This window comes from Streptomyces sp. NPDC031365 (genome assembly GCF_055569765.1).
Genome location: NZ_JBVIIM010000014.1, coordinates 183,238 through 195,590, shown reverse-complemented (window position 1 = coordinate 195,590; position 12,353 = coordinate 183,238). Strand labels below are relative to the sequence as shown.

The 12,353-nt window shown below is 70.6% G+C and carries 11 protein-coding genes and 1 riboswitch; of the genes, 10 read left to right on the top strand and 1 reads right to left on the bottom strand.

The window, feature by feature from the left end; translation table 11 throughout:
* The 5 genes from ACZ5C2_RS21935 to ACZ5C2_RS21915 all read left to right on the top strand — a co-directional run.
* Nucleotides 1-621 (top strand): flavodoxin-dependent (E)-4-hydroxy-3-methylbut-2-enyl-diphosphate synthase (locus ACZ5C2_RS21935; protein ID WP_468793397.1); only part of this gene is annotated, 621 nt, incomplete at its 5' end.
* Between the two features lie 32 nt (nucleotides 622-653).
* Nucleotides 654-2,567: a 1-deoxy-D-xylulose-5-phosphate synthase gene (gene dxs, locus ACZ5C2_RS21930; RefSeq protein WP_468793394.1), complete on the top strand. Its 1,914-nt coding sequence runs from the start codon at nucleotides 654-656 to the stop codon at nucleotides 2,565-2,567.
* The gene (locus tag ACZ5C2_RS21925) at nucleotides 2,564-3,979 is read left to right on the top strand and encodes an aspartate aminotransferase family protein (protein ID WP_468793391.1); all 1,416 of its coding nucleotides are present in this window, start codon (nucleotides 2,564-2,566) and stop codon (nucleotides 3,977-3,979) included. Before dxs ends, ACZ5C2_RS21925 begins: the two co-directional genes overlap by 4 nt.
* Nucleotides 3,980-4,061: 82 nt before the next feature.
* Entirely contained in the window at nucleotides 4,062-4,703 is a 642-nt protein-coding gene (locus ACZ5C2_RS21920) for a helix-turn-helix domain-containing protein (RefSeq protein WP_468793388.1), read from the top strand.
* On the top strand, nucleotides 4,700-4,828 hold the full coding sequence (locus ACZ5C2_RS21915; protein WP_468793386.1) for a DUF6126 family protein: 129 nt from the start codon (nucleotides 4,700-4,702) through the stop codon (nucleotides 4,826-4,828). The genes ACZ5C2_RS21920 and ACZ5C2_RS21915 overlap by 4 nt, the downstream gene beginning before the upstream one ends.
* Before the next feature lie 47 nt (nucleotides 4,829-4,875).
* On the opposite strand, the gene ACZ5C2_RS21910 is transcribed toward ACZ5C2_RS21915, so the two are convergent.
* Nucleotides 4,876-5,673: a tyrosine-protein phosphatase gene (locus tag ACZ5C2_RS21910; RefSeq protein ID WP_468793383.1), complete on the bottom strand. Its 798-nt coding sequence runs from the start codon at nucleotides 5,671-5,673 to the stop codon at nucleotides 4,876-4,878.
* Nucleotides 5,674-5,843: 170 nt separating this feature from the next.
* On the opposite strand from ACZ5C2_RS21910, the gene ACZ5C2_RS21905 reads away from it, so the two are divergent.
* From ACZ5C2_RS21905 to ACZ5C2_RS21885, 5 genes are all read left to right on the top strand, one after another.
* A complete protein-coding gene (locus ACZ5C2_RS21905) occupies nucleotides 5,844-7,916 on the top strand; it encodes an alpha-galactosidase (RefSeq protein ID WP_468793380.1) in 2,073 nt (690 codons plus the stop codon).
* Nucleotides 7,917-8,229: 313 nt separating this feature from the next.
* Nucleotides 8,230-8,394: riboswitch (cyclic di-AMP (ydaO/yuaA leader) on the top strand.
* Between the two features lie 2 nt (nucleotides 8,395-8,396).
* The gene (locus tag ACZ5C2_RS21900; protein WP_468793376.1) at nucleotides 8,397-9,362 is read left to right on the top strand and encodes a M23 family metallopeptidase; all 966 of its coding nucleotides are present in this window, start codon (nucleotides 8,397-8,399) and stop codon (nucleotides 9,360-9,362) included.
* Between the two features lie 204 nt (nucleotides 9,363-9,566).
* Nucleotides 9,567-10,352 carry an SGNH/GDSL hydrolase family protein gene (locus ACZ5C2_RS21895; RefSeq protein WP_468793406.1) on the top strand — a complete coding sequence of 262 codons (786 nt, stop codon included), beginning with the start codon at nucleotides 9,567-9,569 and terminating at the stop codon, nucleotides 10,350-10,352.
* Nucleotides 10,353-10,376: 24 nt separating this feature from the next.
* Nucleotides 10,377-10,832 (top strand): GNAT family N-acetyltransferase, encoded by a 456-nt coding sequence (locus tag ACZ5C2_RS21890; protein WP_468793373.1) that lies wholly within the window; start codon nucleotides 10,377-10,379, stop codon nucleotides 10,830-10,832.
* A gap of 62 nt (nucleotides 10,833-10,894) precedes the next feature.
* Nucleotides 10,895-12,088 carry an MBL fold metallo-hydrolase gene (locus ACZ5C2_RS21885; RefSeq protein ID WP_468793370.1) on the top strand — a complete coding sequence of 398 codons (1,194 nt, stop codon included), beginning with the start codon at nucleotides 10,895-10,897 and terminating at the stop codon, nucleotides 12,086-12,088.
* Nucleotides 12,089-12,353: the final 265 nt, after the last annotated feature.

The following is a 12,353-nucleotide window of genomic DNA, read 5'->3' as shown; positions in this document are numbered from 1 at the left end:
GAGGAGCACGGCTTCCGGGACATCAAGATCTCCGTCAAGCACAACGACCCGGTCGTGATGGTCGAGGCCTACCGTCAGCTCGCCGCCCAGTGCGACTATCCGCTGCACCTCGGTGTCACCGAGGCTGGTCCCGCCTTCCAGGGCACCATCAAGTCGGCCGTCGCCTTCGGTGCCCTGCTCTCCCAGGGCATCGGCGACACCATCCGGGTCTCGCTGTCGGCCCCGCCGGTCGAGGAGATCAAGGTCGGCATCCAGATCCTCCAGTCGCTGGGACTGAAGGAGCGGCGCCTGGAGATCGTCTCCTGCCCGTCCTGCGGACGTGCCCAGGTCGACGTCTACAAGCTCGCCGAGGAGGTCACCGCGGGGCTGGAGGGCATGGAGGTGCCGCTGCGGGTGGCTGTCATGGGCTGTGTGGTGAACGGCCCCGGCGAGGCCCGCGAGGCCGACCTCGGTGTCGCCTCCGGCAACGGCAAGGGCCAGATCTTCGTGAAGGGCGAGGTCATCAAGACCGTCCCCGAGTCGAAGATCGTGGAGACGCTGATCGAGGAGGCGATGAAGATCGCCGAGGAGATGGAGAAGGACGGTATTGCGTCGGGGGAGCCGGCCGTCACCGTGAGCTGAACAGCACGGAATGTCGAAGAGGGGGCCCGAGCGTGACGATTTTGGAGAGCATCCGGCAACCACGCGACCTGAAGGCGCTGACCGAGGCGGAACTCGGCGAACTGTCCGACGAAATCCGGGAGTTCCTGGTGCACGCGGTCGCCAGGACCGGCGGCCATCTCGGACCCAACCTCGGGGTGGTGGAACTCACCGTCGCCCTGCACCGGGTCTTCGAGTCGCCGGTCGACCGCATTCTGTGGGACACCGGCCACCAGAGCTACGTACACAAGCTCCTGACCGGCCGTCAGGACTTCTCCAAACTGCGGGGAAAGGGCGGGCTATCCGGCTATCCCTCCCGCGAGGAGTCCGAGCACGACGTCATCGAGAACAGCCACGCCTCCACGGCCCTCGGCTGGGCCGACGGGCTGGCCAAGGCCCGCCGGGTGCGGGGGGAGAAGGGTCATGTCGTCGCGGTGATCGGTGACGGCGCCCTCACCGGCGGCATGGCCTGGGAGGCGCTCAACAACATCGCCGCCGCCAAGGACCGGCCGCTGATCGTCGTCGTCAACGACAACGAACGCTCCTACGCCCCCACCATTGGAGGCCTCGCCAACCATCTCGCCACCCTGCGCACCACCGACAGCTACGAACGTGTGCTGGCCTGGGGGAAGGACGTTCTCCAGCGCACGCCCGTGGTCGGCCTCACCGTCTACGAGGCGTTGCACGGTGCGAAAAAGGGCTTCAAGGACGCCTTCGCCCCGCAGGGCCTCTTCGAGGACCTCGGTCTGAAGTACCTCGGCCCGATCGACGGCCACGACATCCTGGCCGTGGAGTCCGCGCTGCGCCGCGCCAAGCGGTTCCACGGACCCGTTCTGGTCCACTGCCTCACCGAGAAGGGCCGCGGCTACGAACCCGCCCTCGCCCACGAGGAGGACCACTTCCACACCGTCGGCGTGATGGACCCCCTCACCTGCGCGCCCCTCGCCCCGCCCGGTGGTCCGTCCTGGACCTCCGTCTTCGGCGAGGAGATCGTCCGGATCGGCGAGGAACGCGAGAACGTGGTGGCGATAACCGCCGCCATGCTGCATCCGGTGGGCCTCGGTGCCTTCGCCGAGCGGTTCCCGGACCGGGTGTGGGACGTCGGCATCGCCGAGCAGCACGCGGTCGTGTCCGCGGCCGGACTGGCGACCGGCGGCCTGCACCCGGTCGTCGCCGTCTACGCCACCTTCCTCAACCGCGCCTTCGACCAGCTGCTGATGGATGTGGCGCTGCACCGCAGCGGAGTGACCTTCGTCCTGGACCGGGCCGGAGTGACCGGCGTCGACGGGCCCTCGCACAACGGCATGTGGGACATGTCCGTCCTCCAGGTCGTCCCCGGCCTGCGCATCGCCGCGCCGCGCGACGCCGACCAGTTGCGCGCCCAGCTGCGCGAGGCGGTCGCCGTCGACGACGCTCCCACCCTCCTGCGGTACCCGAAGGAGTCCGTGGGCCCGGCGATTCCCGCGCTGGGCCGTGTCGGCGGCATGGACGTGCTCCTGCGGCCGGACGCACCCGAGGTGCTGCTGGTGGCCGTCGGCGTAATGGCGCCGGTCTGCCTCCAGGCCGCCGAACTGCTCCGCGCGCGCGGCATCGGATGCACGGTCGTGGACCCACGCTGGGTCAAGCCGGTCGACCCGGCCCTCCCGCGGCTCGCCGCCGGGCACCGTATGGTGGCCGTCGTCGAGGACAACAGCAGGGCGGCCGGGGTGGGTTCGGCGGTGGCGCTGGCACTGGGCGACGCCGAGGTCGACGTACCTGTACGGCGGTTCGGCGTCCCGGAGCAGTTCCTCGCGCACGCCAAACGCGGTGAGGTGCTCGCCGACATCGGCCTCACTCCCGTCGAGATCGCCGGACGGATCAGCGCGAGCCTCGCCGTCGGCGAAGAGCTCGGGAAACAGCCACAGGACCCACAGGAGCACCAGGCATGACCACCGCGGAGTCCGTGCCGGACTCGTCGGAGACCGGGGATTTCGACCTCGGCGCGCTGCTGGCCGAGCGCGGGGCGGAGCGCTACGAGCTGCACACCCGGTACCTCAACCACCAGCTCCCGCGCATGCTGCACACCATCGGCTTCGACAGGGTCTACGAGCGGGCGGAGGGCGCCCATTTCTGGGATGCCGACGGCAACGACCATCTGGACATGCTCGCCGGGTTCGGGGTGATGGGGCTGGGCCGCCATCACCCCGTGGTCCGCAGGGCGCTGCACGACGTCCTGGACGCCTCCCTCGCCGACCTCACCCGTTTCGACTGCCAGCCGCTGCCCGGCCTGCTGGCCGAGAAGCTCCTCGCGCACAGCCCTCACCTGGACCGGGTGTTCTTCGGCAACAGCGGCACCGAGGCGGTCGAAGGCGCCCTGAAGTTCGCCCGGTACGTGACCGGCCGACCGCGTGTCCTGTACTGCGAGCACGCCTTCCACGGCCTGACCACCGGCTCCCTGTCCGTCAACGGGGAAGCGGGCTTCCGGGACGGCTTCGCCCCGCTGCTGCCGGACACGGCCGTACCGCTCGGGGACCTCGACGCCCTGGAGCGGGAGCTGCGCCGGGGGGACGTGGCGGCCCTGATCGTCGAGCCGATCCAGGGCAAGGGCGTGCACGAGGCGCCGCCCGGTTATCTGCGTGCCGCGCAGGACCTGCTGCACCGGCACAAGGCCCTGCTGATCGCCGACGAGGTGCAGACCGGGCTGGGCAGAACCGGCGACTTCTACGCCTACCAGCACGAGGAGGGGGTCGAGCCGGACCTGGTGTGCGTGGCCAAGGCGCTCTCCGGCGGCTATGTGCCGGTCGGCGCGACCATCGGCAAGGACTGGATCTTCAAGAAGGTCTACTCGTCGATGGACCGGGTGCTGGTCCACTCGGCCAGCTTCGGGGCCAACGCTCAGGCCATGGCGGCCGGCCTCGCGGTGCTGTCGGTCATGGAGAACGAGCAGATCGTCGCGAAGGCCCGGAGCACCGGCGAGCTGCTGCGGACCCGGCTGGCCGCCCTGACCGGCACGTACGAGCTGCTCGCCGACGTCCGCGGCCGGGGCCTGATGATCGGCATCGAGTTCGGGCGGCCCCGGTCGCTGAAGCTGCGCTCACGCTGGACCATGCTCCAGGCCGCCCGCAAGGGGCTCTTCGCGCAGATGGTGGTCGTCCCGTTGCTGCAGCGGCACCGGATCCTCACCCAGGTGTCCGGCGACCACATGGAGGTGATCAAACTGATTCCGCCGCTGATCATCGACGAGGGGGACGTGGACCGGTTCGTGGGTGCCTTCACCGCCGTGATGGACGACGCGCACGACGGCGGACTGATCTGGGAGTTCGGCAGGACACTGGTGAAGCAGGCGGTTGCCAACCGCTGACCGGGGCGGGCGAGCGAGTGAGCGTTTTGCCTCTGAGGCAACAAAGTTGCCACAGGGGTAAATTGCTGGGTCAATGAGGGGCATGAGCTCCTCCGAGGCTTCCGAGGCCTCCGAGACCGAACCGTCGGCCGAGCCGGCCGGCGCGGTCCCCGCGGTCGCGCCGCAGCTGCGTGCCCTGCGGCGACGGGCCTCCCTGACCCTGGAGGCCGCCGCCCGTGACGCGGGTCTGTCGCCCGCCCATCTCTCCCGGCTGGAGACCGGGCAGCGTCAGCCCTCGCTGCCGATGCTGCTCTCCCTCGCCCGCGTCTACGGTACGACGGTCTCCGAGCTGCTCGGTGAGGCGGCCCCCGGCCGGCACGCCGTGGTGCGCGCCGCCGACATGGACTCCACGGTGGCGGGCGGCTGGACATACTGGCCGGCCGGCGCCCCCGGGCGCGGTATGCAGGCCCTGCGGGTCCGTGTGCCGCACGGTTCCCAGGGCGACATGGTGCGCGTCCACCCCGGGGAGGAGTGGCTGTACGTCCTCAGGGGGCGGCTGCGGCTCCGCCTCGGGGACACCCTGCACCGGCTGGCCCCGGGGGACAGCGCGCACTTCGACTCGCTGACCCCGCACCGTATCGCCGCGTCCGACCCCGACGGGGTCGAGCTGCTGTTCGTCCACACCCTGCTGCAGAGTCCCACGGCCGCGCTGTGCCTGGGCCCGATCCACGGAGACACGACATGACGGGCAAAGACATCGAGGAGAAGATCCCCCGCGCCTTGTGGGTGCGGCTGTTCGTCTACGTGGTGGTGGGGCACCTCTTCGCGGCCTTCATCTACTTCCTGTTCGAGGTGGCCCCCAAGAAGTGAGGTGATCCCCGGACGGTGGGGCCTGACGCGCACGACGGGCCCCGGCCTCAGTCGAGCATGCGCTCGCGCAGCCGCTCCCGGACTCCGGTGGTGAGCCCGAGCGCCCGCTCCAGATAGGTCTCCACGCCGCCCCACGTCTCCTCGACGGTCTCGAACGCGGCCGACAGATACTCCGCGCGCGCGTCGAACAGGGGGTTGAGCAGTTCCATGACCTCGGGCGAGTAGGCCGAGGCGGAGCTTCCGCTGCGGCGCACCTTGTAGCGGCGGTGCGTGGCGTTCGACTTCAGGTAGTCGTCGACGATCGCGTCCCGTTCGACGCCCAGGGCGAGCAGTGTCACCGCGACCGACAGACCCGCACGGTCCTTGCCTGCCGCACAGTGCATCAGCGCGGGAACGTTGTCCTCGGCGAGCGAGCGCAGCACGCGGGCGTGCTCGGCGGTGCGCTCCTTGATGATCAGGCGGTAGGAGCTGATCATCCGGGCCGCCCCCTTGCCGTCCGCGAGGACCGAGCGCAACTGGTCCAGGTCGCCGTCGCGGACCATCTTCCAGAATTCGGCGCCGTCGGCCGGGTCACTGAGCGGCAGGTTCACGTTCCGCACGCCCGGCAGTTCGACGTCCGCCCCCTCCAGCCTCTGGTCGGCCGCGTTGCGGAAGTCGAAGATCGTGTGCAGCCCGAGCGAGGAGAGGAAGGCGGCGTCCTCCGCGGTCGCGTGGGCGAGGTGACCGCTGCGGAACAGCACTCCGTGCCGCACCCGCCGGCCGTCCACGGTCGGCAGTCCGCCCACGTCGCGGAAGTTGCGCACCCCGGCCAGTTCGGGTTCGGTCGACGGGATCTGTTGCGTCACGAAGGACTCCTCCCACTCGGCGCCGTCGGCGCGGCTCGTCGACGGGCACCACTCGACGATACGACATGCCTGCCTGGGGCAATGAGTTGTCCACAGGCATTGTCCGGACGCCGCACACCCCCGATGATGTTGGTGTCTGATCGCATCTGTTCAGGTCTGTGGGAGGTCCGGTGACGCAGGTCTCTGAGGACGGCCGTACGTGGCTTCTGCCGGGTCCGGCCTGCAGCTACGCGCTCCATGTCACGGACCGGGACGAACTGGTGCACCTGCACTGGGGCCCGCGGATCGGACTCGCCGACGCGGAGGCCCTGGCCGCGCGTCCACTGCCCGACGACTGGCCGTTCGAGTCCCGCCTCGACGGACGCGAGGAGTATCCGGCCGAGGGCGGCCCCCGGTTTGTCCGGCCCGCCCTTTCCGTCCGTGCGGGCGGCGGGCGGCGCGGCACCGAGTGGGCCTTCGAGGGACACGAGACCGGCGACGACGGCCTCCGCCTCCGCTTCCGCGACGGCGGTCTGGCCGTCACCCTGCACTACCGGCTGCGCGGCGACGTGATCGAGCGTTGGGCGGCGCTGCACAACAGGGGTCCGGCGGTCGAACTGCTGCGCGCCGACTCGGCCACCTGGACCCTGCCCGACCGCGAGCACTGGCGGCTGTCCCAGGTGCACGGGCGCTGGGCCGCGGAGTCCCGGCTGACCCGCTCCCCGCTCACCTACGGCGAGAAGGTCATCGGCAGCCGCCGCGGCCACACGGGCCATCAGCACCTGCCCTGGGTCGCGCTCGACACCGACGCGACCGAGGAGCGCGGCGAGGTCTACGGCTGCGCTCTCGGCTGGTCGGGGTCCTGGCGCATCTCGGTGGCGCAACTCCCCGATGCCCGTGTGCAGATCACCGGCGGTGCGGGACACGACGACTCGGGCCTGCTGATGCTGGGCACGGACGAGACGTACGTCACACCGGTCTTCGCCGGTCTGTGGAGCGACCAGGGCTTCGGCGGTGCCAGCCGCGCCTGGCACGCCTACCAGCGGACCCATGTCGTACCGGACGCGGACCGGGACCGGCCGGTGCTGTTCAACTCCTGGGAGGCCACCGGATTCGACATCTCCGAGGAGCGGCAGCGGGCGCTCGCCGAGCGGGCCGCCGCGATGGGCGTCGAGCTGTTCGTCGTCGACGACGGATGGTTCGGTGCCCGTACGAGCGACCGGGCCGGGCTCGGCGACTGGACGCCCCACCCCGACCGCTTCCCGGGCGGCCTGAAGCCGCTCGCGGACCATGTGCACGGGCTCGGGATGCGGTTCGGCATCTGGGCCGAGCCGGAGATGGTCAACCCGGACCGCGACCTGTACCGCGCGCACCCCGACTGGGTGCAGTTCCAGCCGGGCCGCCGTCGTACGGAGTTCCGCAACCAGCTCGTGCTCAACCTCGCGCGGGACGACGTCCGGGAGCACCTGTGGGAGCGGCTCGACGCGCTGCTCTCCAGTGCCCCGGTCGACTATGTGAAATGGGACTTCAACCGCTGCTTCACCGATGCCGGCTGGCCGGACGACCCCTACCCGCAGCGGTTGTGGACCGACCACGTGCGCGGGCTCTACGCCTTGCTGGACCGGCTGCGGGCGGCGCATCCGGACGTGGCCTTCGAGTCCTGCTCGGGCGGCGGCGGCAGGGTCGACCTGGGCATCCTCTCCCGTACGGACCAGGTGTGGCCCTCGGACAACACCGATCCGCTGGACCGGCTCGCCATTCAGTACGGCTTCAGCCAACTCCACCCGGCCCGGGTGATGGCCGCATGGGTCACCGACAGTCCGAACGTGATGCGGGGCGGGCAGGCCGCTTCGCTGCGTTTCCGGTTCGTCAGTGCCATGGCCGGGGTCCTGGGAGTCGGGGGCGATCTCGCGCGGTGGACCGGGGAAGAGCTCGCCGAGGCGCGGGAGTGGGTGGCGCTCTACAAGGAGATCCGGCCCGTGGTACAGCGCGGCGACCTGTACCGGCTGCGCCCGCCGGAGGGCGGGCTGAGCGCGGTGCAGTACGTCCTCGGCGACGAGACCGTCGTCCTCGCCTGCCTTCAGGCGCGGCGCTTCGGGGAACCCGTCCCCGCGCTCCGGCTGCGCGGCCTCGACCCGGCCGCTTCGTACGAATGCCGCGAAACGGGCGAAGTGCATCGTGGCGTCCTGCTGTCGCACCACGGACTGCCCACCGGTCTGCGGGGAGATCTGGATGCCTCGGTGTTCCGGCTACGACGTCTGTGATCGACCGATTCAGGTGTTCTGTCCGATTAGGCCGCTTCGGTATAACGTGCCCCGATAGAAAAGGAGATGGTGGTGGGGTGCGTGAGCATCGTCATATTCGTGACGATGTGTTGTCGCCATGCTCACGTAATTCAGTGGCATGGCAAGGGAATTCGCGGGCCCACAGCAATCACGGTCGACGCTCGGTGACGTCATTTCCTCCCGTGGATCACGGAAAAGCACGTTCGCGGGAAACCTCCGCTTGTCCCTTCGCGTCCGGGTCGCTTACGTTCCCAACCGATCCGGACGGACGCCTAATCCTGCCGCCGCCCGGAGCCCGCACACACTGACCCGTGTACGGCAGGAGCGGGGGACCCACAGGTACGACTGCCTGTTCCGGTCTCCGGAACGGCTTAGGGGTTAAGTCGCGTGAAATCGCGGCCGGGCATCTCCAGCCCGAACCCGACAGCTCACCTCGTAGGCGCCGGAGAGGAATGCGTCATGCCCGCCAAGGGTAAGCACCGCCGTACCAAGACTCAGCGTTTCACCCGCTCCATCGCCGTCGCCGGAACCGGTGGCGCCGCACTGGCCCTGCCGCTTCTCGGCGCCACCGGCGCGTCCGCCGCCACGCCGCAGACGGCCCCCGAAAAGGCCGTTCAGTCCCTTTCCGTCGCCGGCCACAAGGCCACCGCCGAAAAGGGCGACGGGGCCCGCACCTACACCGTGAAGGCCGGCGACTACCTCGCGAAGATCGCCGAGACGGAGCACGTCGACGGTGGCTGGAAGCAGCTCTACGCGGACAACCGCGAGGCCGTCGGCGACGACCCGTCGCTGATCCACCCCGGTCTGAAGCTCTCCGTCGACGGCAAGGCCGCCACGAGCGCACCGAAGAAGTCCGCTTCGCCCAAGGCCGGGAAGCCCGCCGCGCCGAAGGCCGGGAAGCCTGTCGCGCCGAAGGCCGCGAAGCCCGCCGAGAAGCCGGCGCAGCAGTCGTCCGAGCGGTCCGCGGAGCAGGCGTCCCCGCAGGCCTCCACCGGGACGACGGTGAACCAGGCCGCCTCCGGTTACAGCTCCCCGGTGCCGGGCGGCGGCGTCGGTACCGCCTACAAGGTGGCCGGCAGCATGTGGTCCAGCGGCTACCACACCGGTGTCGACTTCAGCGTCCCGACCGGGACCTCCCTGAAGGCCGTCGGCTCCGGCACGGTCGTGTCCGCGGGCTGGGCCGGCGCGTACGGCAACCAGGTCGTCATCCAGCTCGCCGACGGCCACTACGCCCAGTACGCCCACCTGTCCTCGCTGTCCGTCTCGGCCGGCCAGAGCGTGACCGGCGGCCAGCAGGTCGGCCTCTCCGGCTCCACCGGCAACTCGACCGGCCCGCACCTGCACTTCGAGATCCGCACCACCCCGAACTACGGCTCGGACGTGGACCCCGTCTCCTACCTCCGCTCGAAGGGCGTCTCCCTCTGAGCCCCGCGGAACCTTCCTGACACGCGCGCCGAAGGCCGGACCCCGATCCCCGGGTCCGGCCTTCGGCGTATTCCGGAATTGACCAACGTTTTGACAGTGGCTTATCTCACCGCGCGTCAACCCTTTCCTACGGTCGCGTAGGTCACATCAAAAGGTGAATCATGACCTGCTGTGGCAGACGATTCGAAGAGTGACAGCAGAAGAGTGATCGGGTCGTACGTGGCGCTGGGGGACAGCTTCACCGAGGGCGTCGGCGACCCCGGCCCCGACGGGGCGTTCGTCGGCTGGGCCGACCGGTTCGCCGTGCTTCTCGCCGACCGCCGGCCCGAAGGGGATTTCGAGTACACCAACCTCGCCGTGCGCGGAAAGCTGCTGGACCAGGTCATGACGGACCAGCTGCCCATGGCCGTGGAACTCGCCCCCGATCTGGTCTCGTTCTGTGCGGGCGGCAACGACATCCTCCGTCCGGGCTCCGACCCGGACGAGGTGGCCGAGCGCTTTGAACGGGCGATCGCGGCGCTCACGGCGGTGTCGGGCACCGTGATGGTGACGACCGGGTTCGACACCCGCGGCGTGCCCCTCCTCAGGCATCTGCGCGGCAAGATCGCCACGTACAACGGGCACGTACGGGCCGTCGCCGACCGCTACGGGTGCCCGGTGCTCGACCTGTGGTCCCTCAGGAGCGTCCAGGACCGCAGGGCCTGGGACGCCGACCGGCTGCACCTGTCGCCCGAGGGACACACACGGGTGGCGCTCCGCGCGGGACTGGCCCTCGGCCTGGAGGTCCCCGCCGACCCGGAGCAGCCCTGGCCGCCCCTGCCGCCCCGCGGTGCCCTCGATGTCCGCCGGGACGACGTCCAGTGGGCGCGTGAATACCTGGTGCCGTGGATCGGCCGCCGGCTGCGCGGCGAGTCCTCGGGTGACCACGTGATCGCCAAGGGCACGCTGTCGCCGGACGACATCAAGGTATGGATCGACTCGGTGGCGTGAGATCCCGCAGGCAGCGTGATGACCATGCGGGATGGGGAGATGCGACCGGCGGTCCAGGCGGACGCCGAGACGGTGGCCGAGCTGCGCGCGGTGGTGTTGCGCGCGGACCTGGAGCGGCTCGGGCGCTACGACGGCCGGCGGGTGCGGCAGCGGCTGCGTGACGGCTTCGACCCCGCCCACACCTGGGTGATCGAGGCGGCCGACGCCTTCGCCGGCTGCGTGGCCCTGCGCCCCGCCGGGGAGTGCCACTGGCTGGAGCACTTCTACCTGGCCCCGGAACATCAGGGCGGTGGCATCGGTTCGGGCGTGCTGCGGCGCCTGCCGGAGCGGTGCGACCGCGACGCTGCCGCCGTCCGGCTGAACGTGCTGCGGGGCAGCCCGGCCCGGCGGCTGTACAAGCGGCACGGCTTCACCGCGGAGACCGAGGACCCGGTGGACGTGTTCATGGTGCGCGAGCCGCTCCGGAGGTCTCGGCCGTGACCGGCGCCACGGTGCCGGACCGGCCGCACATAATGGATGTCTGAACTACTCCTGGAGGTACCGTGGCCGGTTCCCGTTTCCCGAGCCCTGGGCTCAGTGCCCTGCGGCCCGTGGCCTTCGGCACGGACCCGAGTGGTGAGCGCATGGCCCGCATCCGCAGATCACCGCACTTCAAGGACGGCGTGTTCCAGAACCCGGGCGGCACCGCCCGGATCCGTCCCTCGGGCGCGGCGCGGGACCTGGCGAAGGTCTACTTCGACAAGGACAGCCGGTCCCGCCGCACCCCGAACGGCGACATCCCGGTGTACCCCACCACCCTCGCCGACATCTCCCGCCCGCCCGCCACGGGGCTGCGCCTGACGTGGATGGGCCACTCCGGCGTCCTCGCGGAGATCGACGGGCACCGGGTCCTCTTCGACCCCGTGTGGGGTGAGCGCTGTTCGCCGTTCCCCTTCGCCGGGCCCAGGCGCCTGCACCCCGCGCCCCTGCCGCTGGCCGCGCTCGGCCCGGTCGACGTCGTGGTGATCTCCCACGACCACTACGACCATCTGGACCTGCCCACGATCAGGGCACTGGCCGGCACCGACACCCTCTTCGCCGTGCCCCTGGGTGTCGGTGCGCATCTGGAGCGCTGGGGCGTGTCCGAGGGCCGGCTGCGCGAACTGGACTGGCACGAGACGACGAGGGTCGGCGGTCTCACCCTGACCGCCACCCCGGCCCGCCACTTCTGCGGCCGGGGCCTGCGCAACACCCAGCACACCCTCTGGGCCTCCTGGGTGGTCGCCGGCGAGGAGCACCGGATCTACCACAGCGGCGACACCGGCTACTTCGACGGCTTCCGGGACATCGGCACCGGCCACGGCCCGTTCGACGCGACGATGATCCAGGTCGGCGCGTACTCGGACTTCTGGCCCGACATCCACATGACGCCCGAGGAGGGCGTCCGGGCCCATCTCGACCTGCAGGGCGGCGGGGCGGCCGGTGTGCTGCTGCCCATCCACTGGGGCACCTTCAATCTGGCGACGCACGCGTGGGGGGAGCCGGGGGAGTGGATGAAGGACGTGGCCGAGGAGGCGGGGCAGGCGGTGGCGTTCCCGCAGCCGGGGGAGCCGTTCGAGCCGGCGGGGAGGTTGCCGGTCGCGCCGTGGTGGCGGGCGGTGTCCGGTCCGATCGCCCGTCCGTGGCGCCGTTCCCGGATCACTGAGGGGGCGGCCGAGTCGAGCAAGGGCGATCTCGACCTCGCTGGTGAGCGGTGACGTCGGTCGGGGACGAGTTGGGGGAGATGGTCCGGATGCCGGAGCGTCTTCCGGCTGAGGTGCTGGATTGTTCCACCAGTACTTCTCGTAGCACTTCGCGTCGGGGCGGTCCGGCGGGTTGGCGGAGTCGCAGTTGTTGTTGGTGTTGCAGAAGGCGTCCAGCGGCGGCTTCACCCGGTCGCGCTGCCCTGGGTTGACCTACCAGGCGGGCCGGAAACCGGCGCCGGCGAACCCGGACCCGCCGGGCCAGTCCTGCCGTCCGTCG

Excerpts from the sequence above, each read along its gene's own strand:
- ACZ5C2_RS21925 (WP_468793391.1), top strand. The coding sequence starts at position 2,564 with ATGACCACCGCGGAGTCCGTGCCGGACTCGTCGGAGACCGGGGATTTC.
- ACZ5C2_RS21920 (WP_468793388.1), top strand. The coding sequence starts at position 4,062 with ATGAGCTCCTCCGAGGCTTCCGAGGCCTCCGAGACCGAACCGTCGGCC.
- ACZ5C2_RS21915 (WP_468793386.1), top strand. The coding sequence starts at position 4,700 with ATGACGGGCAAAGACATCGAGGAGAAGATCCCCCGCGCCTTGTGGGTG.
- ACZ5C2_RS21900 (WP_468793376.1), top strand. The coding sequence starts at position 8,397 with ATGCCCGCCAAGGGTAAGCACCGCCGTACCAAGACTCAGCGTTTCACC.
- ACZ5C2_RS21890 (WP_468793373.1), top strand. The coding sequence starts at position 10,377 with ATGCGGGATGGGGAGATGCGACCGGCGGTCCAGGCGGACGCCGAGACG.